Genomic DNA, 22720 nt, shown 5'->3' on the forward strand with positions numbered 1-22720 from the left:
ATGCGATTGCACAAGACGGGTCGCGCAGTTGCGGCCATGGCCGCGGTGGCCGCCGGGGTGCTGGCCCTGAGCTCCTGCACGACGGGAGGCTCGGGGGCCTCGGGTACCGGGGGTGAAACCGATACGATCCGCACGGCGATGCTGGCCGATCCCAATAGTTTCGACCCGGTGCGCCTGGCCGGCGTCTCCGCATACCAGGCGGCCTCGCTGCTGTTCGGGACCCTGGTCTATCAGGACGAGGACGGCGCATTGGCGCCGGGGATCGCCGGTGAGTTCGATATTACGGATCCCAAACACCAGGAGTACACGATCCGTGATGGCCTGAGTTGCGCCGACGGGACACCGATCACCGCGACGATCGTCAAGGACTCACTGGAGAACTTCGCACAGAACTCCCGCCAGAAGTCCCTGGCCTTCGGCCCGTCCATGCCGACGTTCACGGCCGATGACGCCACCAAGAAGGTCACGGTCGACCTGCAGACCGGGTGGGCGAATGCGCCGCGGGGCCTGTCGATGGTCGAAGCCGGCATCGTGTGCCCTGCGGGACTGAAGGACAAGGAGGGGCTGGGGCAGGGCACGGTCGAAGGGGCCTTCTCCGGGCCGTACGCACTCACGGAGAACAAACCTGGGGCCAGTGTGAACTTCACCCTGCGCGATAACGGCTACGTCTTCCCCGAATACGCGGCCGAACTACCCGGCAGACCGGCCAAGAAGATCGACTACACCGTCAATGGCGACCAGAACGCGGTGGTCAACGGTCTGCTCAGCGACACCTACGACGTCGCCACCGTCAGCGGCGATCCGATGAAGCGCTTCGACGGTAAGGACGGCTTCGCAACCGATCGTTATCCGGCCGCTACTCTCTACCTGGTGTTCAACCAGCGCAAGGGCGCGATGATGGCGGACCGGGATATGCGCGTAGCCGTCGCTCGGGCGATGAACCGCAAGACCTTCGCCCAGACGGTGGGTGGGGGCCTGAGCCCGGTGCTGAACAGTTTCGCAACCGATGATGTCGAATGTGCCGCCGGCGACGATTCCACGATCATCAAGCCGGATCCGGCCGCGGCCAAGAAGGCATTGGCGGGTAAGACCATCCGCACGATCGGCAACCAGATCATCGGACCCAATGGGGCCGGTAGTTCCTATGTCGCCCAGGCGATGGAGTCCGTCGGGGCCAAGGTGTCCTCGAAAATGGTCGACAACACCACCTGGGAGACCGAGGTCGTGAAGGACTCCTGGGACGTTACGGTGATGTCCGATCTGAACCTGAGCCGGACGATGCCCGGTGGGCTCAATCCGTTCACCGGGGTCACTGTCGACGACGGTGGCCGCAATGTCACCGGAGACGCGCACCAGGGGATCGTGGACAAGAACCTGGAGGCCATGGCCACCGGAGACGCGGACAAGCGATGCGGAATCTACCGGGAGATCCAGGCCGATATCGACAAGGACGCGGTGGTCGTCCCACTGTCGGCGATTATGACCCAGGTGACGGCCGAGGAGGGGTTCTCCTCGCCCCGGATCAACGGCAGCGTACCGGCTCTGGCCATGCGGATCACCGACTGATCGTCATGGTGCAACATATGTTGCGTTCCGTTTTGACATGCGTGTCATGATTGCACATCATTGTCCTGTCAGATGTTGCACATATCACTCTTAGTGATTTGTGTGACTTCGCGGTAGGCACCATGGACGGTCCCGCGCCTCATGGTGTGTGATCCGGTGACCGGCCGCGTACCAGGTACGAGGAAACCGGTGAGCACACGGATGATCAACAGGACACGCTTCAAACGGGGATTGCTGGCGGCGGGAGTCGTCGCGGCCCTGGCCCTGACCGGGTGCACCACCGGTGGGTCGAAGGCCTCCGGGGGAGCCAAGACGGATACGATCCGCACCACCACGGTGGCGGATCCGAATTCCTTCGATCCGGCTATCGCCTCGGGGGTCACGGCCTACCAGACCGGCGCCCTGTTGTTCGGCACCCTGGTCTACCAGGACGAGGACAACACCCTGGCGCCCGGCATCGCCAGTGCATACAACATCGATGACCCGAAACACCAGGAATTCACCATCCGCGATGGGCTGACCTGTGCCGACGGCACCGCGATCACACCCACCGTGGTGAAGAACTCGCTGGAGTACTTCGTGAAGAACTCACAGCAGAAGGCCCTGGTGTTCGGGCCCTCGGCACCGAGGATCGCCGCCGACGACGCGGCCAAGAAGGTCACCGTCGACCTGGAAACCGGTTGGGCCGAGGTGGGGCGCGGGCTGACCATGAACGAAACCGGGATCATCTGCCCGGCCGGGCTCAAGGACCCCAAGGGCCTGGCCCAGGGCACCGTCGAAGGCGCGTTCTCCGGGCCGTACACGCTCACGGAGAACAAGCCGGGCGCCTCGCTGACGATGACCCGCCGCGATGACGGCTACACCTTCCCCGAATACAAGACGAAACCGGACGGCGAATACGCCAAGAAGATCAACTTCGCGGTCAACAACGACCAGAACGCGATCGCCAACGGCCTGCTGACCGGCACCGACGATGTCGCCAATGTCAGCGGCGAGGCGATGAAGCGCTTCGACGGCAAGGACGACTTCACCACCGAACGCTATGTGGTCTCCACGCTCTACATCATGTTCAACGAACGCAAGGGCATGCCGTTCACCGACCCCGCCAAGCGCAGGGCCTTCGCCCAGGCGCTGAACCGGACGACCTTCAACCAGGCGGTCTCCGGCGGGCTGGGCGATGTCATCAACAGCTTCGCCAGCGATGACGTGGAATGCGTGATCAAGGACGATGCCTCCATTGCCGAGCCGGACGTCGAAGCCGCCAAGAAGGTGCTGGCCGGGCAGAAGATCAACCTGATCGGCACCCTGTCCGCCGGTCCCAACGGTGCGGGCAACTCCTATGTCGCCCAGGCCCTGGAGGCCGCCGGAGCCAAGGTCTCACTGCGCAATGTGGACAACTCGACGTGGTCGACCGACATGATGTCGAAGGCGGACTCCTGGGACGTCACCGTGATGGCCTCGCTGAACCCGGGCCGCACGATCTCCAGTGGCCTGAACTACTTCACGGGGACCTCGACGGAGGACGGCGGTCGAAACTCCTCGGGCAATCCGCATCAGGACATCCTGGCGCTCAACCTCAAGGCGATGGACACCGCGGACGCCGGTGAGCGCTGCACGATCTACCAACGGGTGCAGGAACAGGTCAACAAGGACGCGGACATCGTCCCGCTGTCCACCCTGACCAGCCAGTCGAATGCCCGGGCCGGATTCGCCGCGCCGCGGATCAACGGTGGCGTTCCCACCATCGCCATGTACATCAAGAACTGAGAGGTTTCACCATGGCACGCAAACAACTCATCCTCGCAGCCCTGGCCGCTGCCTCGGCCACCACGCTGGCCCTGACGGGCTGCACCACCGGCGGGGGCAGTACCTCCGGCGGGAAGACCGACACGATCCGCACCACCACGGTGGCCGATCCCAACACCTTCGACCCGACCAAGTTCTCCGGGGTATCGGCCTACCAGACCGGCGGCCTGCTCTACGGCACGCTGGTCTACCAGGACAAGAACAACACCCTGGTGCCCGGTGTCGCCTCCGAGTTCAAGATCGACGATCCCAAGCACCAGGAATACACGATCCGCGACGGCCTGAAATGCGGTGACGGAACGGAGATCACCGCCACGGTGGTGAAGGATTCGCTGGAGAACTTCGTCAAGCGCTCCAAGCAGAAGGACCTGGTGTTCGGACCGTCTACACCGAAGATCGCCGCCGACGACGCGACCAGGAAGGTCACGGTAGACCTGGACACCGGCTGGTCGGACACGGCCCGCGGCCTGACCATGAACGAGGCCGGGATCGTCTGCCCCGCGGGTCTGAAGGACCCCGACGGAATGGCCCAGGGGACCGTGGCAGGTGCCTTCTCCGGACCGTATACGCTCACCGACAACAAGCCGGGCGCCTCCCTGGAATTCACCCTGCGCGAGGACGGTTACACCTTCCCCGAATACAGGGAAAAGCCGGACGGGGACTACGCGAAGAAGATCGTCTTCACCGTCAACAGCGACCAGAACGCGGTCGCCAACGGTTTGCTGACCGGCACCTACGATGCCACCTCGGTGGCGACCGAGGCGATGAAGCGCTTCGATGGCAAGGACGACTACACGGCCGAACGGTACGCCAATTCGACCCTGTACGTCATGTTCAATGAGCGCAAGGGCAATCTGATGACCGATCAGAAGATCCGCCGGGCGGTAGCCCAGTCCCTGGACCGGGCGACCTTCAACCAGGCCGTCGGCGGTGGCGTGGGCAAGGTGCTCAACAGCTTCGCCAGTGACGATGTGGAATGCGTCGACACCAGTGAGGACTCCGTGATCAAGAAGGATCCGGCAGCCGCGAAGAAGGTCCTGGCCGGCAAGACTATCCGGATGGTCGGCACCCTGGGCGCCGGCCCCAACGGGGCGGGTAACTCCTATGTCGCGCAGGCCCTGGAGGCCGCGGGCGCGAAGGTGAAACTGCGCAACCTGGACAACACCAGTTGGGCCACGGAAACGGATAAGGACACCTGGGACTTAACCGTGATGGCCTCCCTGAACCCCAGCCGCACGATCGGCGGCGGGCTGAACTACTTCACGGGTAAGACCGTGGACGACGGTGGCCGTAATATGGCCGGCACCGAACATCAGGACATTGTGGATCTCAACGCCAAGGCCATGGCCACCACGGACAAGGACGCGCGCTGCACGATTTACAAGCAGGTCCAGGAGAAGCTCAACCAGGACGCCTACGTCATCCCACTGTCGGCGAATATGGCCCAGACCACCGCTAAAGACGGTTTCGCCGCACCCCTGATCAACGGGTCCGCCCCGACGATCGCCATGTACATCAAGAACTGACATCCCCGAAAGAACGAGGAATCACCATGGCACGCAAACAACTCGCCCTCGCAGTCCTGGCCGCGGCCTCGGCCGCAACACTGGCCCTGACCGGGTGCACCACCGGTGGAGGCGGTTCGGCCTCCGGCGACAAGACGGACACGATCCGCACCGTCACCGTGGCCGACCCCAACACCTTCGACCCCGCGGACTTCTCCGGAGTATCGGCCTACCAGACCGGTGCGCTGCTCTACGGCACCCTGGTCTACCAGGACCAGAACAACACCCTGGCCCCCGGAATCGCCTCCGAGTTCAAGGTCGACGATCCGAAGCACCAGGAATACACGATCCGCGACGGTCTGAAATGTGGCGACGGCACGGAGATCACTCCCACGGTGGTGAAGAATTCGCTGGAGTACTTCGTGAAGAACTCCCAGCAGAAGGAACTGGTGTTCGGGCCCTCGGCTCCCACGATCACCGCCGATGACGCATCCAAGAAGGTCACAGTAGATCTGGACACGGGCTGGGCGGGAACCGGTCGCGGCCTGACCATGAACGAAACGGGCATCATCTGCCCCGCCGGGCTGGAAGATCCCAAGGGGATGGCCCAGGGCACCGTGGAGGGCGCCTTCTCCGGTCCGTACACGATCGCGGAGAACAAGCCGGGCGCCTCGATCAGCTTCACGCTGCGCGAGGACGGCTATGCCTTCCCCGAATACAAGGAGAAGCCAGACGGGGAACCGGCGAAGAAGATCAACTTCGCGATCAACAGTGATCAGAACGCGATCGCCAATGGCCTGCTGACCGGCACCTACGACGTCAGCAATGTCAGCGGTGATGCGATGGATCGCTTCAAGGGCAAGGACGAGTTCGGCTCCGAGAAGTACATGTACACGAGCCTCTACCTCATGTTCAATGAGCGGAAGGGCAATATGATGGTCGATCAGTCCCTGCGTAAGGCGATCGCCCAGGCGATGAACCGCACGACCTTCAACCAGACAGCCGGTGGCGGGCAGGGCAAGGTACTCGACAGCTTCGCGACCGAGGACGTGGAATGCTTCGCCGGCGGCACGGACGCGATCATCAAACAGGATGAGGCCGCCGCTAAGAAGGTCCTGGCCGGTAAGACGATCCGGATGATCGGCACCCTGGGCATCGGCCCGAACGGTGCAGGTAACTCCTATGTGGCCCAGGCCCTGGAAGCCGCCGGCGCGAAGGTCAAACTGCGCAACCTGGACAACACCACCTGGGCCACGGAGACAGGTAAGGACACCTGGGACTTAACCGTCATGTCCTCGTTGAACCCCAGCCGCACCATGGCCGGTGGCCTGAACTATTTCGCGGGCCTGCCCAAGGACCAGGGTGGACGTAACCTATCCGGCGCCGAACACAAAGAACTGGTCGATCTGAACCTCAAGGCCATGGCCGAAACGGACAAGGACGCACGCTGCGGGATCTACAAGCAGGTGCAGGAAGTGGCGAACCGGGAGGCCTATGTGGTTCCGATGGCGGCCAATATGTCCCAGGTGACCACCCGTGCCGGTTTCGCCGCTCCGCTGGTCAACGGCTCCGCGCCGACCATTGCCATGTACATCAAGAACTAAGAGGCCCAACCATGGCACGTAAACAACTCGCCCTGGCAGTCCTGGCCGCGGCCGCGTCCGCGGCGCTGGTACTGTCAGCCTGCACGACCGGCGGCGGCGCTTCCTCCGGTGGGAAGACGGACACGATCCGCACCACCACTCTGGCCGACCCCAACACCTTCGATCCGACGAAGTTCGCCGGAGCCTCGGCGTACCAGACCGGTGGCCTACTCTACGGCACCCTGGTCTACCAGGATCAGAACAACACCCTGGTTCCCGGGATCGCCAGTGAGTTCAAGATCGACGATCCGAAGCACCAGGAGTACACGATCCGCGACGGCATGAAGTGCGGGGACGGAACGGAAATCACCGCCACGGTGGTCAAGGACTCGTTGGAGTACTTCGTGAAGAACTCCCAGCAGAAGTCTCTGGTGTTCGGCCCGTCCACACCGAAAATCGCCGCCGACGACGCGGCCAAGAAGGTGACCGTCGATCTGGCCACGGGCTGGTCGGACTCCGCGCGCGGTCTGACCATGAACGAGGCCGGCATCGTCTGCCCGGCCGGTCTGAAGGACCCGGCGGGCCTGGCCAAGGGAACGGTCGAGGGGGCCTTCTCCGGCCCCTACACGCTGACGGACAACAAGCCAGGTGCGTCCTTGGAGTTCACGCTGCGCGATGACGGCTACACCTTCCCCGAATACAAGGAGAAGCCAGACGGAGAGTACGCGAAGAAGATCAACTTCGCGATCAACGCGGACAACAACGCGATCGCCAACGGCCTGCTGACCGGCACCTACGACGCCTCGGCGGTCAGCGGTGATGCCATGTCGCGCTTCGACGGCAAGGACGAGTACGCGGCCAACCGTTACGCCTCGGCGACGCTGTACGCGATGTTCAACGAGCGCAAGGGCCAGCCGATGGCGGACAAGGCGACCCGCGTTGCCGTGGCTCAGGCGCTCAACCGCACGACCTTCAACCAGACGATCGGCGGGGGCCTGTCCAAGGTGCTCAACAGCTTCGCCAGCGACGACGTCGAATGCGCCGCCACCTCGGACGCCTCGATCATCAAGCAGGACGCCGAGGCCGCGAAGAAGGTGCTGGCGGGCAAGACCATCCGGATGGTCGGCACCCTGGCTGCCGGCCCCAATGGCGCCGGCAACTCCTATGTGGCCCAGGCCCTGGAAGCCGCCGGTGCCAAGGTCAAACTGCGCAACCTGGACAACACCACCTGGGCGACGGAAACGAAGAAGGACACCTGGGATCTCACCGTGATGGCCTCGCTGAACCCCAGCCGCACCATGGGCGGTGGGCTGAATTACTTCACCGGCCCGACCGTCGACGACGGTGGGCGCAATATGTCCGGTGACGAACACACGTCGATCGTCGACCTCAACCTGAAGGCCATGGCCACCACGGACAAGGACGCGCGCTGCAAGATCTACCAGCGGGCCCAGGAGAAGCTCGACCAAGACGCGATCGTAGTGCCGCTGTCGGCGATTATGACCCAGGCGACCGCCAAAGAGGGGTTCGCAGCTCCGCAGATCAACGGCGGGGCTCCGACCATTGCCATGTACATCAAGAACTGACGGGGTGAGCAATTGATATGACTGCCGTAACCGCAGCACACCGGCCGGGCGCCGCACGCTCCAGGCCCCGCAAAAAAGCCACCCACCCCTGGGTGAACTTCATCATCCGCCGGTTGGGTGGACTGGTGTTGTCCCTGGTCATCATGATCCTGGTGACCTTCATTATCGTGCCCCTGTTGCCCGGTGACCCGGCAGTGGTCGTCGCAGGTGAGGGCGCGACCCAGGTGGAGATCGACCAGGTCAGGGTGGAACTGGGTCTGGAGGACCCACTGATCGTCCAGTTCTGGCACTACCTGGTGGGCGTGCTGACCTTGAACCTGGGCAATTCCTTCGCCTCCGGGCAGCCGGTCACCACCGTGGTGATGACCCGCTTGCCATTCACCGCTGAAATCGCCCTGATCGCCATCGTGTTCGTCCTGGTCATCGGCATCGTGGTGGGCCTGGGGACCGCGGTGCTGACCCGCGGGAAGCGCAACAACTGGCTGGACCACCTGTTCAACCTGGGCACCAGCCTGGTTTACGCGGTTCCGAACTACGTACTGGCGACCCTGCTCATCTACGTCATCGGCATCCACTTCGGGTGGCTGCCGGCCAATGGTGCGGAGAGCCTGAGCTCGATGATCCTGCCGATCCTGGCTATCATGTCCGGGCCCACGTGCGTGATCGCCCGCGTGGTCCGCCGCGAGGCCGCGACGATTCTGGAGATGGACTATGTGCGCACGGCACGCGGTTGGCGTCTGCCCTCGCTGCGGGTCTACCGGCGCTATGTGGTGCCGAACCTGCTGACGACCACGCTGACCCTGTCCGGTCTGATCCTGGCCGGCATGTTGGGCGGTGCGGTGGTCATCGAAACCGTCTTCGCCTGGCCCGGCCTGGGCAAGGGCGTGGTGGATGCGATCATCGCCCGTGACTACCCGGTGGTGCGTGGCATCATCCTGCTGTTGGGCACGCTGGCGACCCTGTTGATCCTGATCGTCGACGTGGTGCTGGCATTGATCGACCCGCGCAATCTGACCGGAGGCCAGAATGACTGAGGCAATGACGTCCGCTGCTCCCGTCGCGGCGCCGAAGAAGACGAAGAAGAAACTGCCGACCGGCCTGATCGTCGGCCTGGTGATGATGGGGATCCTGATCCTGATCGCGTTGATCGGCCCGATCTTCGTGACCAAGGACGCCAATACCCTGACCGACAACCTGGCGCTGGAGCCGTCGGGCGAACACTGGTTGGGCACCAACGACTTCGGTCAGGACAACTTCTCCCGCATTATCGTGGGCCTGCGTCTGACCCTGTTCATGACGATCGCCGCCGCCGCCATCTCCGTGATCGTCGGTCTGGCGATCGGCATCGGGATCTGGCTGGCTCCGCGGCGCGTCCGCGAATGGTCGTTGCGCGTGCTGGAAACGGCAGTGGCCTATCCGACGCTGATCACAGCCCTGGTGATCGCCGCGATCCTGCTGCCCAGCGCCCCCACCGCGGTCGTCGCGATGGGTATCGCAGGTATCCCCGGGTTCGCCCGTGTCACGGCGAACCTGGCCCAGCAGGTGTCCAACAGCGAATATTTCACGGCCGCGAAATACCTGGGTGTGTCACCGTTCAAACTGGCCACCCGCCATATGATCCCGGCGATGAGCGAACCCCTGCTGGTGCTGGCCACCACGATTTTCGCCGCCACCCTGGTGGAGATCTCCGCCCTGTCCTTCGTGGGACTGGGCGTGCAGGCTCCGACCTACGATCTGGGTGCACTGTTGAACGATTCGCTCGAATCGCTCTACACCAACCCGATCGAGGCCGTGGGTCCCGTGGTCGGCATTGTGCTGGCCAGTGTGGCCGCGATGCTGATCGGCGACGGCCTGGCGGCGCGCGCGAACCCGCGTTCGACCTCGCGCTGGTTGTTCGGTAAGAAGCGCAAGGGCGCCACCGGTCCGGCCGACGCCATCGTGTCCGTGCGCGACCTGACGGTCTCCCGGCAGTCCGAGGACGGCCTGGTGCCGCTGGTGCAGGGCATCAGCCTGGACATCGGCCCCGGCGAGATCCTGGGCATCGTGGGCGAATCCGGTTCCGGCAAGTCCGTGACCGCGATGACGGTGGCGGGTCTGCTGCCGCGCGAACTGCAGGTCGATGCGGCCGAGGTGCGCGTCGGCGGGCTGGACATGCAGGGCAATGCGCCCCGTGGGGAACTGGCCAAGCAGATCGGCATCATCTACCAGGACCCGGCGACCACCTTCAGTCCCGCTTTGCGGATGGGTTCGCAGCTGACCGAGGTGTTGACCCAGCATGTGGGCCAGTCCAAGTCCCAGGCGCGTAAGACCGTGGCCGAACGCCTGCGCGAGATCGGGATCGGCAATCCGGAACAGCGGATGCACCAGTTCCCGCACGAACTCTCCGGCGGTCTGCGACAGCGCGCACTCATCGGTTCGGCGCTGACGACCGAGCCGAAGCTGCTGATCGCCGACGAACCGACCACGGCATTGGACGTGACGGTGCAGAAGGATGTGCTCAAGCAGTTCGTGCGGCTGCGTCACGAATACGGGACCTCGGTGCTGTTCATCTCCCACGACATCGGCGTGGTCGAGGAACTGTGCGATCGCGTGCTGGTGATGGAGAAGGGCGCGATCGTCGAGGAGATGACACCGCAGCAGCTGCGCGAGCGCGATGTCAAACACCCCTACACGAAGAAACTGTTGGACGCGGTGCCCACCCTGACCGTCGGCACTCAGAATACGGAGGACGTGCGATGAGCGATACGGCAGCACGCCAGAACCTGGTCGAATGCAAGAACGTCGACCTGCACTTCGGACCCGTTCACGTGCTCCACGACGTGTCGGTGACCGTGCCGGCCGGACGCGTCATCGCGCTGGTGGGCGAATCGGGTTCGGGCAAGTCGACCCTGGCCAAGGCGATCGTCGGGATGAACAAGATCTCCGGCGGGTCGATCCACACCACGGGCTTCGATATGGACCACCTGTCGCGGGCCGACCGGCACGCCCTGTACCGCACGGTGCAATACATTCCGCAGGACCCGTATTCCTCACTCAATCCGCGCCGGACCATCGCCCAGACCCTGGCCGAGGCCCACGATCCGAAGAACACCAGTGTGGCCAAGAGCCGGGATGCGATGGCCCAGACCCTGGCGTTGATGGAGCTGGGGCCCGACACCCTGGACCGTTATCCGCACGAGTTCTCCGGTGGTCAGCGCCAGCGCATCGCCATCGCCCGGGCCCTACTGGTCTCACCGGACCTGTACGTGGCCGACGAGATCACCTCGGCCCTGGACGTTTCCGTGCAGGCCGGTGTGATCAAGCTGCTGGCCGAACTGCGCGCCAAACTGGACTATTCGATGCTGTTCATCACCCACAACCTGGCGGTCGCCCAGGCCGTGTGCGATGACGTGGTGGTGATGCAGGGCGGCCACATCGAGGAGGCCGGTCCGATCAGCGAGGTGTTCGCCGCGCCGCAGTCCGAGTACACCCAGCAGCTGCTGGACTCGGTGCCGGGTGGACCCGGATTCTCATTGGAACTCACTGCTTAGGGAAGGATGACGATGTCGATCGATTTCGCGGCCGAGGCCGCGCCCCTGGCGGAGGAACTGGTGGCGATCCGCCGGTACCTCCACCAGATCCCGGAACTCGGCCTGGAACTGCCGCAGACCCAGGCCAAGGTGCTCGAGGAGCTCGCCGACCTGCCAGTGGAGATCCACAAGGGCACGGGTCTGGACTCCGTCATGGCGATTCTGCGCGGTGGCCGGCCCGGCCCCCGGGTGCTGCTGCGCGGGGATATGGATGCCCTGCCTGTGGCCGAGGAGACCGGACTGGACTACGCCTCGGTCAACGGCCGGATGCACGCCTGCGGACACGATCTGCACGTCACCGGCCTGCTGGGCGCCGCCAAGCTGCTCAGTGCCCATCAGGCAGAATTGCCCGGTACCGTGCTCTTCATGTTCCAGCCGGGCGAGGAGGGCCCGGGTGGCGCACAGCCGATGATCGACGAGGGCATGCTCGAGATGCTCGACGGACCGATCGATGCGGCCTACGCCATCCACGTGGGTGCGGGGGAGCGGGGCGTGTTCAACACCAGGCCCGGGACCATCATGGCAGGGGCCAACCAGCTCCACGTGACCTTCCACGGTCGCGGCGGCCACGCCTCGCAGCCGTCGAAGTCGATCGACCCGGTACGGCCCACGGTGGAATTCGCCCAGGCGCTCAATGCAGCGGTGACCAGCTCGTTCAGCGTGTTCGACCCGGTTGTGGCGTCGGTGACGCAGCTGCACGGCGGGGACGCCGTCAACGTGATACCTCCAGCGGCCGGGGTCGGTGCCTCCGTGCGCACCCTGTCGGCCCAGAGCACCGAGCTGTTCCCGCAGGTGGCGACCCGGCTGGCCGAATCCATCGCGACCGCCCACGGCTGCACCGCCGAGGTCGACTGGCAAGTGCAGTATCCCGTGACGGTCAACGACGAGGCCGAGGCGCGCTTCGCCCTCGACACGCTGACCGGGGTCTTCGGCGCCGATCGGGTGGTGGAGTCCCCCGATCCGCTGATGGGCTCGGAGGACTTCTCCCTGGTGCTCAATGAGGTGCCGGGCGCCTTCGTGTTCTTCCAGATCGCGCCCGCCGACGTCGACCCGGAGACGGGGCCGGCGAACCACTCTCCGCTGGTGCGGTTCGACGACTCCTATCTGCCGGATCAGGCGGCGGCCCTGGCGACCCTGGCCTGGGAGCGGCTGAGCCGTTAGCCCAGTGCGGTTCCCGTCGTCGGCACCCCGGCGGAGGCGAACCAGCCGGATGCGTCCTTGACGATGTGCCCGCCCTGGACAACCCCACGGACGTTCTCCGGCTTCGCCAGCGGGTCGATATCGGCCAGCGGGTCGAAGTCGACCACGATCAGGTCGGCCAGCTTGCCGGCCTCCACTGTGCCCAGATCGGCGTCGAGGCGCATGAGCTCCGCCGCGTTCTTCGTCCCGGCCACGATCGCCTGCATGGGGCTCAGACCCAGCTCGACCGCGTGCGCGGCCTCGCGCAGGTTCACACCGTGGGGGCAGATGCCCGCATCGGTGCCCAGGGCGACCTTGACGCCCGCGGCGAAGGCCGCGGCCACGCGCTCGCGTGCGATCGCCGACCACTTCACCTTCTTCTGGTACAGGTAGTCCGGCACCAGGGCGGGGTCCGGCACGCGCAGCGCGCTGGAGAGGGTCGGCACCAGGAAGGTGTCGTGCTCGAGCATCAGGGCGATGCCCTCGTCGTCGATGTCGTAGCCGTGCTCGACCGAGCGGACGCCGCCGCGGATGGCCTCCTTGATGCCCTCTGCGCCCTGTGCGTGGGCGGCCACCGGCTGTCCCGCGCGCTTGGCGGTCTCGTGGTTGATCAGGGCCACGTGTTCGGCCGGCACGCCCACGTCGTCCGGGGTGTCCGAGGGGCTGGAAACGCCGCCGGTGGTGCAGACCTTGATGACGTCGGCACCCGTGCGCACCAGGGTCCGCACGGTCCGGCGGACGTCGTCGTCGGTGTCGATGATCGGGTCGATCGGGGACAGGTCCCCGGTCTGCGTTCCATTGGGCAGGTGGTGGTCCGAGTGCCCGCCGGTGGGCGACAGGGGTGTCAGCGCCAGGTGGAGGCGGGGGCCCTGGACCAGTCCGGCGGCGATCGCGGCGCGGAAGCCGGGGTCGATCCCGCCCAGGTCGCGGGCGGTGGTGACGCCCGCCATGAGCGTCTTGCGGGCGTTGAGGGCCCCGCGGAAGACGCGTTCGGACATGAACCGGGCGGTGTCGGCCGCGCGGTCCTCGATCGACATGGCCAGGTGGACGTGGGCGTCGATGAAGCCGGGCATGATCGTCTTGCCGGCCAGGTCCACTACGGTGGCACCGGCCGGCGGCGCGTCGCGGGACGGACCGGCGTAGACGATGCGACCGTCGGCGGCCTCGATTTCGGCGCCGTCGAGCGGCGCATTGCCGGTGCCGTCGATCAGCCGGGCGCCTGTCAGCAGAAGATGGGTATCGCTGGCGGGCACCTGCGGGAGAAGTGCGGTTTGCATTGTCGCTCCTTTTATTCTTCGGGTGGTCTGTCTCACGCTACAGGCGTGCGCGAGTGGCTGCTGCGCAGAAGCAGCAGGATGAAGGGGCACACTCCGGTGGCCACCGCGCAGATGATCCACACGGTGACATAGCCCGTGGCCGAGGCCGCGTGGGCTTCGGGGATCACGAAGGCTGCGAGCACGCTGGCGAAGATCGCGCCGGCCACGGCGCCGCCCAGGGTCTTGACGGAATTGTAGATGCCGGTGGCGATACCGGTCTCGTCGGCCGGTGCGACCTCGGCCGTGGCGGCGGGCAGGCCGCCGAGCAGGAAGCCGCCGCCCAGGCCGGCCAGGGCCACCGAGACGATGACCACGGGGAAGGCCGCGTGGCCGAAGATGAGCAGCAGCTGGGCCACCGCGATCGCGCCGGTGCCAGTCATCAGCACGCCGCGCAGGGTGATCTTCTGGGCGATGAAGGCGTAGACGGCCGCGCCGACCGCGCCCAGCAGGGTGTTCAACCCGGTGAACAGCGAGATCTGGCCCGCGGTCAGGCCGAAGCCGTAGCCCACGAGCTCAGGCTTGCCGGCCAGGAAGGTGGTGGTGATCGACTGGGTGCCGAAGAGCACGATGCCGAACAGGAACGAGGTCGCGTAGACCGGCCACAGCCGGTTCGAGAACAGGACCCGCAGGTTGATGGCGGGGGCGTCGGCGCGCAGTTCGAACCAGACGAAGCAGGCCATCAGGACCAGGGCCACGACGACGAGCACGACGCCCAGGCCGGGGGAGGCCTTGAGCATGTTGATGCCCCAGAGCAGGACCAGCATGAAGACGGCCAGCAGGATGAAGCCGGGCCAGTCGATCCGGGGATTGGCGCGGACCGTGGACTCGGGCACCAGGGTGAAGACGAAGACGGCGGAGATCGCGACGATGATGACGGGGATCGCCAGGCGGACCACCAGGGAGCCGATCAGGGCCGAGGCCGCGCCGGCGGCCAGGGAGCCGATCAGGGCGCCGATCGTCAGGGCCGAGATCAGCATGCCGATCGCCCTGCGCGCGGTCTCGCCGTGGATCTGATTGTGCACGATCGCCAATTCCAGGGGTAGCCAGACCGCCAGGGGTCCGCACAGCACCCGGCCGAACAGGACCAGGGGCAGGTTGGGCGCGAAGGCGACGAGTGCGGTGCCCACGAGGACGGCGAGGATTGCAATGCGCAGTATTCTGCGGTGTCCGAAGATGTCGCCGAGCTTGGCCAGGACGGGAACGCAGACGCCGGCGGCCAGGGATTGGACGGTGATGAACCAGGCGATGCTGGCATCGGTCGCGTTCAGGTGCTCCTTGATCTCATTGATCACCGGCAGGTAGAAGCCCTGGAGGAAGCCGGAGGAGAATTCCACGAATACCAGGAATCCGACGACTGCCAATACGCGTTTGCCGCTTCTGGAATCCGTTGTCTGTGGGGTTTGTGCCCCTGCGTTTGTCACCTGTTGAGGGCCTTTCTCAGTGTCGGTCGGATGCCGTGGCGGCTGTGCGCCGCGGCGGTGTTGCGAGCAGGGCGGTGATGATCGCGCGATGCGATCGCCGGTGGGCGACTATGCCGTCTGCATGGTGTTCGGGTTTGACGGACACCCGGAACAGGGTCAGACCCGCGATCGTGTCGAGGATCAGGTCGGTGTCGGTGTCCGCCGGGAGTTCGCCGCGGGCGATGGCCCGCTGCAGGATCTCGAGTCCCAGGGCGTGCCTGGGCCGCATGTAGTGCTGGGCGATCAGTGGGGTGACCCCCGGATCGACCATGGCGTTAAACAGCCCCGGGTTCCGCCCTGCCCGCGCGAAGCCGTGCAGGTGGTGCCAGGCGTGATCCAGCAGGTCCTCGACGGTGGACCCGGTGTCGGGGACGCTGCCGAGGTCGATCCCGTCGAGCAGTGCGGCGGCCGTCAGTTCCTCCTTGCTGCCCCACCTGCGGTAGATCGCGTTCTTCGAACAGCCTGCTTCCCTGGCGATCTTCTCGATGCGCAGGCTCGCAAAGCCCTCGGCCTCGATGGCGTCGCGGGTGATCTGCAGGAGCCGGGCGGTGAGTTCCGCATCGCGCGGGCGTCCGTCTGTTGTGGCAGCGGTCATGATCACAGGGTGTCATATATCACCCCGTTTATGCAACGGAGCGTTCCGTATCGAAAAGGGCGCACAGAAAAAGCAGCCACCCGGGTCCGTGCGGGGACCCGGGCGGCTGCTGCTAGGACTGCTTCAGAAACCCAAGGCGGTCTCAGAAGGAGGTGATGATGCTGCGGGCCAGCTTGCCGGCCTTGAGCTCCTCGTAGACGTCGTTGATGTCGGACAGGGCGACCTCCTGGGAAATCAGATCATCCAGGTTGAAGCGACCGTCCTGGTAGTACTGGGCGTACATCGGGATGTCGTGCTTGATCTCCGACGACCCCATGTACACGCCCACCAGGGACTTCTGGCCCAGCACGAACTCGGCCATGGTGTTCACCGGCAGTTCATTGTCCGGTGAGGACATGCCGATGAAGTACACGCCACCGCCCTGCCCGGCCAGCTGCACGGCCAGGCGCTGGGTCACGGGCGCCCCCACGACCTCGAGCACATGGTCGGCGCCCCCGCCGGTCAGGGCCTTGACCTGGTCGACCGCATCGGCATCGCCGGAGTTGACGAAGTGCGTGGCGCCGAACTTCTTGGCGACGTCCTCCTTGGCCGGCTGGATGTCGACGCCGATGATCTGCGAAGCACCTGCCAGGCGGGCACCGTTGATCGCGTTGAGGCCCACACCGCCCAGGCCGACCACGGCGACGGTCTCGCCGGGACGGACCCGCGCCGTATTGATCACGGTGCCGGCGCCGGTGAGCACGCCACAGCCCAGGACAGCGGCCTGCGGGAACGGGATCGCGTCGGGGATCTTGGCCAGCTGGTTCTCGTGTGCCAGGACCTGCTCGGCGAAGCCGCCGATGCCGAACATCTGGTTGACCGGCTTGCCGTCGATGCTCAGGCGCGGCTCTTCATCTGCACCGCGCAGCAGAGCGGTGGGGCGGGTGCAGCGGTAGCCCTGGCCGGCACGGCACTTCCGGCAGTTGCCACAGGGGGCGATGAGTGAACCGACGACGTGGTCGCCGACCTTGAAGTCCTCGACATCGGGGCCGACCGCGGCGACGACGCCGGTGGCCTCATGGCCCACGACCATCGGGAACGAGTAGCCGTAGCCGTGGTCGGCGACGTGCAGGTCGGAGTGGCACAGGCCAGAGGCCTTGACGTCCACCAGGACCTCGTGGCCGATCGGATCGGCGATCTCGACGTCGAGGATCTGGAACTTCTGACCGACTTCGGTCAGGACTGCTGCCTTCATGTGGTTTTCGCTTTCTGATTTACAGGGGTGGATAAGAGTCCGGACCCTCAGGGGGCCGGGACGATGGAGACCGCGCCGTCGGAGGAGACCTCGGCACGATAGTCGGCGGGGATGTCGACGGGCTTGATATTGCAGAAGCCGCGGATGCCCTCGATGCCCAGTTCGATACCGTAACCGGAGTCCTTGACACCGCCGAAGGGGATGGCGGGGCCACCGGAGCCGATCGGCATGTTGATGCCCAGCTGGCCGGAGTCGACCTTGCAGGCGACCGCGAAGGCGTGTGCGGGATCGGTGCTCCACACGGAGCCGGACAGGCCGAAGGGCGAGTCATTGGCCAAGTCGATTGCCGCGGCCTCGTCGGGAACGCGGAAGAGCATGATGACGGGGCCGAAGATCTCCTCGTGGAACAGCGGGTTGTCAGCGGTGACACCGGTCAGCAGGGTGAAAGGCACGAAGGCACCGGTGTCCGGGACGGCACCGCCGAGTTCGATGGCGGTTGCGCCGGCCGCAACGGCCCGTGCGATCTGCTCCTTGACCGTGTCCGCCTGGGACTGCGAGGACATCGGGGCGAGGGTGGTCGCGGGATCCATGGGGTCGCCGGGGACGGTGTAGGCATCCGCCGTGGCGCGCAGAGTCGCTTCGAACTCATCGGCCACGGAGTCCAGGACGATCATGCGCTTGGGCGAGATGCAGATCTGACCGCCATTGAAGCAACGGCCGCCGACGCCGGCCTGGGCGGCGGCGGCCGGTTCTGCGTCGTCGAGCACGATGAAGGCGTCCTGGCCGCCGAGCTCCAGCACGGTCCGACGGGCCGCCTGCCCGGCACGGGCGGCAACGTGGCGCCCGGCGGTGTCGCTGCCGGTGAGCGTGACGGCGCGGATGCGGGGGTCGGCGATGATGCGGTCGGCCTGTTCGTGGGTGGCGTAGAGGTTCTGCCAGACCCCTTCCGGCAGGCCCGCCTCGTGGAACAGATCGACGATCGCCTGGGCGCACTGCGGGACGATCGAGGCGTGCTTGAGGAGCACGACATTGCCAGCGATGGCAGCCGGTGCGAAGCCGCGCACGGCCTGGTAGAAGGGGACGTTCCACGGTTCGATGGAGAACACGATGCCCTCGGCCGCGTAGGTCACGACGGCGCCGCCATTGCCCTGGGCGTCCTGTCCGCGGACGTCGGGGCGCAGTGCTTCATCCGCGGTGTCCGCCAGCCAGTCGATGATCGCCGGCACGGTTTTCTTCGCCTCGGTGACGCCCTCGGTCAGCAGCTTGCCCATTTCCAGGGTGGCGAGCTTGCCCAGTTCATCCGCGCGGTCGCGCATCAGGTCCGCAGCACGGTGGAAGATCGCAGCGCGTTCGGCCAGTGGGGTGTCGCGCCAGGCCGGAAATGCCGCCTGGGCCCGGTCCAGGGCTGCGTCGACTTCGGCGTCGGTGGCGGAGGGGAAGGTTTTGACGACTTCGTTTGTGAAGGGATTCGTTGATGCGTAGGCCATGATGTGTGCCCGTCCTCCTAAAACAACATACGGAACGATCGATCAATGATCGTGCATTGGTTACGAGCTTACTCCCATTAGGAGATGTTTATCTGTCCGAATTTCTGTCTTATATGTCTCCGAGTCGTCACTTAGGATGGCGCGTATGAACCCAAGCGAACTGGCATCGGTGATGGAGCGGGTCGTGGTCGTCGGTCACCGTTACAACGCGGTGGCCACGGTGACGGGGGAGCGGGCGGAACGTCTGGTAGGGGCGGGCGGAGCAGAGTCCCTCGGCCCGTTGGCGGGTGTGCCATTGGCGGTCAAGGACATTGTGGACGTAGCCGGATACCGCACCGGGGTGGGCAGTCGGGTGGAGGTGGGGGTGGATCCCGCCACGCGGACCGCACCGATCGTCGAGGCTCTGGAGGGGTTGGGTGCCGTCACCGTGGCGAAGGCCAACTGCCAGGAGTTCTCCTATAACATCGTCGGCGGCGAGTCGGCGAATGGTCGCTCGATCAATCCCCGGGGTGAGGACCTGGTGACCGGCGGATCCAGCAACGGTTCGGCGGTGCTGGTTGCGGCCGGCGCGGTGCCCCTGGCCGTCGGGACCGATACCGCTGGTTCGGTGCGGGCGCCCGCCGCGTGTTGCGGAGTCGTCGGGTTCAAACCGACGCACGGGGCCCTGCCTGCGGCCGGGGTGTTCCCGCTGGCGCCCAGTTGCGACACGGTGGGACTGCTGGGCGCCGACGTGGAGATCGTCGCCCGGGCCTTCACCGGTTTGGTCGGTGGGACCCGCTCCGGCGCTGATGTTGACGAGGCGGCTGTCGAGCCGCGCGTTGACGCCTCGGTGCTGGCGGCCGTTGAAGGCGTATCCATGGAAGCGTGGATGGACGACGATGAGCGCGCGCGGGCCTGGCAGGATGTCTTCGCCAAGGCGGCCGAGCTCTACGAACCGATCCGCCGGCACGAGTCCTATTTGGTGACCCGCGAGTTGTTGTCGAAGCAGCGTGAGCGGATGCTGCCGCGGGTGGCCGAGCGCCTGGCCCGGGGAGCGGACATCGGCCAGGATGCCTACGATGCCGCCTGCGCCGAGGCCGCGGATCTGCGGGTGCGCGCGCTCGCACTGCTGGACGGGGAGGGTTCGGCGGGGGCCGACTTCCTGCTCACCCCCGCCTTCACCTGCCAAGTCCCCACCTGGTTCGAGGCTGCGGCCGATCCTGACATCAGCGCCAGGATGATCGCCTATACGGTGCCATTCAACATTCTGGGCTGGCCGGCGATCATGGTGCCCCTGCGCGATGCTGCCGGCGGGTTGCTGGCGGATGGCCGGGGTGGCCCGATGAGTGTGCAGGTCGCCGCGCGCCCCGGGTGGGACCTGCAACTGCTGGAGTTCGCCGCAGGGCTGTAGTGCGCATCCATTGAATATGCCGTACATCACATATATGCTGTCCGTGACACAGAACACTTTTCCATAGGTGTTCGCTGAGGCGGACAGGGGTGAGGGCATGAACGAGGCAGTGGACACGGACCTTGAACTGCTCGGTGCGCGCCTGAAGACCGCACGCCTGATGAGCGGGAAGTCCATGCGGGCCCTGGCCGCTGCCGTCGACATCAGCGTCAGCCATGTCAGTGCGATCGAGAGCGGTCGGTCGCATGCCTCGGTCTCGATCATCAGCCGCCTGTGCCAGGCCCTGGACATGACGATCGCGGACCTGTTTGCGGAGTCGGCGCCGCAGCTGGACCCCGTCCGCGCGGCGGACCGCGAAGTCCTCCGGGCCGACGCCAGGATCGTCAAAAAGGCCCTGATCAAGGAGAAGGGGTCCGCCTTCGACGTGTACGAAGTGGATCTCAAACCGGGTGGAGCGACCGGCGGTGCGAATCGGCACCCCGGGTGCACCGAGGTCATCTATACGATCGCCGGGCACGTCACCGTCAGGCTCGACCAGTCGACGGCGGTCCTCGACCCGGGGGACAGCATCACCTTCCCCTCCGAGGTCGAACACGAATTCTCCAACCGAAGCGATGAGGATGCCCGTCTGCACTGGACGGTCATCCGGCAGAAAGGCGGAAGACGATGAAGATGAGGCGCTGGGCGGCCATCGCCTGTGCGGCCCTGGCCATCGCCTCGGCCACGGCGTGCGCCCCCGTGAAGACGCAGACCACGGGCGCGATGAGGGAAGGGGACCCGATCCCCGCGGCGAAGAAGGTCCAGGCGGCCGCCGACAAGCTGCCGGAGAAGTTCAAACAGGCGGGCAAACTGCGGATCGTCATGAGCGACGGCACCGCTCCCTTGAACGTGCCGGATACCGCCACGGGCGAGGTCGAGGGGTTCAACCCGGACCTGGCCCGCCAGGTGGGCGCGATACTGGGCGTGAAAGTCGAGATCACCGGTGTGCCGATCGACCAGATCATTCCCGGAATCGAGGCCGGGCGCTACGATGCGGTGTTCTCCAACTTCAGCATCACCGATGCCCGCTTGAAGGTCCTGGACTTCGCCGAATACTACTTCTCCGCATCCGGGTTGGGAGTCCAGGCGGGCAATCCGCAGGGCATCGACCTGGACCATATGTGCGGGCGGAGGATCGGGGTGTCGAACGGTTCGTTCCAGATGACCGACACCTTGCCCGAGTACTCACAGTCGTGTGCGGACAAGGGTGAACCCAAGATCGACATCGCCGCCTTCCCCGATCAGCAGAAAGCGGCTCTGGCGCTGCTCAGCGGCCGGGTCGACGCCACCGTGACGGACGGTCCGGTACTGGCCTATGCGTCCTCCAAAGAGCCGCGGATCGAACGCGCCGGCGAGGTCAAGGGCTCCAATGTGGGCGTCGGCGCGCCCAAGGGCGACGGGCTGATCGAAGCGCTGTCGGCCGCGCTGCAGGAACTGATCGACAACGGCACATATGAACGGATTCTCAAGTCGTACGGCATGGACCATCTGGCCGTGAAGGAAGCGAAGGTCGTGAAATGAGTTCTCCCACTCCCACCATTCCCGGGGCGGGTTCCCGCACCGCGAGCCGCACGATCCTGGCGCCGAAGAAGACCGGGACCCGGGTCTTCGGGTACATCGTGCTGGTCCTGGTGATCGCACTGGTCATCGTCATCGCGGTCAACCCCAACTTCAAATGGGGCACCGTCGGCTCCTTCATGTTCGACCCGAACATCCTGGTCGGCATCGTCAATACCCTGCTCCTGACCGTTTGCGCGATGGCCGCGGGCATCGTCCTGGGTGCGGTGCTGGCGCTGATGAAGCTGTCCAACGCCACTCAACTGCAGATTCTGGCCGAGGGCTACATCTGGATCTTCCGCGGAATCCCCCTGCTGGTGCAGCTGCTGTTCTGGTTCAATATGGCCGCGCTCTTCCCCAAGATCGGCATCGGGATCCCCGGTACGGATGTATTCGTCGGATTCAACGCCAATGAACTCATCAGTCCCTTCATGGCCGGTTTCCTCGCCCTGGCCCTGCACGAGGCCGCCTATATGGCCGAGATCATCCGGTCGGGCATCATGTCGATCGACAAGGGGCAGACCGAGGCGGCCGAGGCGGTGGCGATGCGACCCTCGCAGGTCATGTTCCGCATCATTCTGCCGCAGGCGATGCGCGTGATCATCCCGCCCACGGGGAACCAGGTCATCTCCATGCTCAAGACCACGTCGATCGTCAGCGTGATCGCCTTGAACGACCTGCTGTACTCCTCCCAGATCATCTACTCGACGAACTTCCAGGTCATTCCGCTGCTGCTCGTCGCGTCGATTTGGTACCTGATCATCGTGTCGCTCCTGACCCTGGTGCAGAACCGGATCGAACGGCACTTCAACCGCAGCACCCACGTCATCACCGGAAAGTAGGGACTC

18 protein-coding genes are annotated in these 22720 nt (G+C 65.5%); 13 read left to right on the top strand and 5 right to left on the bottom strand.

What is annotated here, in order from left to right; translation table 11 throughout:
- The 9 genes from NQ038_RS05725 (at window position 1) to NQ038_RS05765 (ending at window position 12776) form a co-directional block, all read left to right on the top strand.
- Window positions 1-1566, top strand: coding sequence for an ABC transporter substrate-binding protein (locus NQ038_RS05725; RefSeq protein ID WP_257062029.1), 1566 nt, complete (start codon window positions 1-3; stop codon window positions 1564-1566).
- Between the two features lie 189 nt (window positions 1567-1755).
- Window positions 1756-3333 (top strand): ABC transporter substrate-binding protein, encoded by a 1578-nt coding sequence (locus NQ038_RS05730; RefSeq protein WP_257062031.1) that lies wholly within the window; start codon window positions 1756-1758, stop codon window positions 3331-3333.
- An 11-nt stretch (window positions 3334-3344) separates the two neighbouring features.
- Window positions 3345-4898: an ABC transporter substrate-binding protein gene (locus NQ038_RS05735; RefSeq protein WP_257062032.1), complete on the top strand. Its 1554-nt coding sequence runs from the start codon at window positions 3345-3347 to the stop codon at window positions 4896-4898.
- 26 nt (window positions 4899-4924) lie between these two features.
- Window positions 4925-6481 (top strand): ABC transporter substrate-binding protein, encoded by a 1557-nt coding sequence (locus tag NQ038_RS05740; protein ID WP_257062033.1) that lies wholly within the window; start codon window positions 4925-4927, stop codon window positions 6479-6481.
- Window positions 6482-6492: 11 nt separating this feature from the next.
- Entirely contained in the window at window positions 6493-8046 is a 1554-nt protein-coding gene (locus NQ038_RS05745) for an ABC transporter substrate-binding protein (RefSeq protein ID WP_257062034.1), read from the top strand.
- A 17-nt stretch (window positions 8047-8063) separates the two neighbouring features.
- Window positions 8064-9080: an ABC transporter permease gene (locus tag NQ038_RS05750; protein WP_257062035.1), complete on the top strand. Its 1017-nt coding sequence runs from the start codon at window positions 8064-8066 to the stop codon at window positions 9078-9080.
- Window positions 9073-10785: a dipeptide/oligopeptide/nickel ABC transporter permease/ATP-binding protein gene (locus NQ038_RS05755; protein WP_257062036.1), complete on the top strand. Its 1713-nt coding sequence runs from the start codon at window positions 9073-9075 to the stop codon at window positions 10783-10785. The genes NQ038_RS05750 and NQ038_RS05755 overlap by 8 nt, the downstream gene beginning before the upstream one ends.
- Window positions 10782-11576 carry an ABC transporter ATP-binding protein gene (locus tag NQ038_RS05760; protein ID WP_257062037.1) on the top strand — a complete coding sequence of 265 codons (795 nt, stop codon included), beginning with the start codon at window positions 10782-10784 and terminating at the stop codon, window positions 11574-11576. Before NQ038_RS05755 ends, NQ038_RS05760 begins: the two co-directional genes overlap by 4 nt.
- Before the next feature lie 12 nt (window positions 11577-11588).
- A complete protein-coding gene (locus NQ038_RS05765; protein WP_257062038.1) occupies window positions 11589-12776 on the top strand; it encodes a M20 family metallopeptidase in 1188 nt (395 codons plus the stop codon).
- Here NQ038_RS05765 and NQ038_RS05770 read toward each other — a convergent pair.
- The 5 genes from NQ038_RS05770 to NQ038_RS05790 all read right to left on the bottom strand — a co-directional run bounded on the left by NQ038_RS05770 (window position 12773) and on the right by NQ038_RS05790 (window position 18886).
- Window positions 12773-14071, bottom strand: coding sequence for an amidohydrolase family protein (locus NQ038_RS05770; RefSeq protein WP_257062039.1), 1299 nt, complete (start codon window positions 14069-14071; stop codon window positions 12773-12775). The genes NQ038_RS05765 and NQ038_RS05770 overlap by 4 nt on opposite strands.
- 32 nt (window positions 14072-14103) lie before the next feature.
- Complete coding sequence (locus NQ038_RS05775) at window positions 14104-15471, bottom strand: MFS transporter (RefSeq protein ID WP_257062040.1); 1368 nt, start codon at window positions 15469-15471, stop codon at window positions 14104-14106.
- A 76-nt stretch (window positions 15472-15547) separates the two neighbouring features.
- On the bottom strand, window positions 15548-16165 hold the full coding sequence (locus NQ038_RS05780) for a TetR/AcrR family transcriptional regulator (protein ID WP_257062042.1): 618 nt from the start codon (window positions 16163-16165) through the stop codon (window positions 15548-15550).
- 142 nt (window positions 16166-16307) lie between these two features.
- On the bottom strand, window positions 16308-17399 hold the full coding sequence (locus NQ038_RS05785; protein WP_257062044.1) for a Zn-dependent alcohol dehydrogenase: 1092 nt from the start codon (window positions 17397-17399) through the stop codon (window positions 16308-16310).
- A 47-nt stretch (window positions 17400-17446) separates the two neighbouring features.
- On the bottom strand, window positions 17447-18886 hold the full coding sequence (locus NQ038_RS05790; RefSeq protein ID WP_257062046.1) for an aldehyde dehydrogenase family protein: 1440 nt from the start codon (window positions 18884-18886) through the stop codon (window positions 17447-17449).
- 145 nt (window positions 18887-19031) lie between these two features.
- Here NQ038_RS05790 and NQ038_RS05795 point away from each other — a divergent pair, with 145 nt between their 5' ends.
- From NQ038_RS05795 to NQ038_RS05810, 4 genes are all read left to right on the top strand, one after another.
- Entirely contained in the window at window positions 19032-20276 is a 1245-nt protein-coding gene (locus NQ038_RS05795) for an amidase (protein WP_257062047.1), read from the top strand.
- Window positions 20277-20373: 97 nt separating this feature from the next.
- Window positions 20374-20946 (top strand): helix-turn-helix domain-containing protein, encoded by a 573-nt coding sequence (locus tag NQ038_RS05800; protein WP_257048431.1) that lies wholly within the window; start codon window positions 20374-20376, stop codon window positions 20944-20946.
- Window positions 20943-21836 (top strand): ABC transporter substrate-binding protein, encoded by an 894-nt coding sequence (locus NQ038_RS05805; protein ID WP_257048433.1) that lies wholly within the window; start codon window positions 20943-20945, stop codon window positions 21834-21836. The genes NQ038_RS05800 and NQ038_RS05805 overlap by 4 nt, the downstream gene beginning before the upstream one ends.
- Window positions 21833-22714 (top strand): amino acid ABC transporter permease, encoded by an 882-nt coding sequence (locus NQ038_RS05810; protein ID WP_257048435.1) that lies wholly within the window; start codon window positions 21833-21835, stop codon window positions 22712-22714. The genes NQ038_RS05805 and NQ038_RS05810 overlap by 4 nt, the downstream gene beginning before the upstream one ends.
- The last annotated feature ends 6 nt before the right edge of the window (window positions 22715-22720 follow it).

The sequence above is a fragment of the Brevibacterium sp. 50QC2O2 genome, assembly GCF_024580675.1.
In the GTDB taxonomy this organism is placed as follows: Bacteria; Actinomycetota; Actinomycetes; order Actinomycetales; family Brevibacteriaceae; genus Brevibacterium; species Brevibacterium moorei.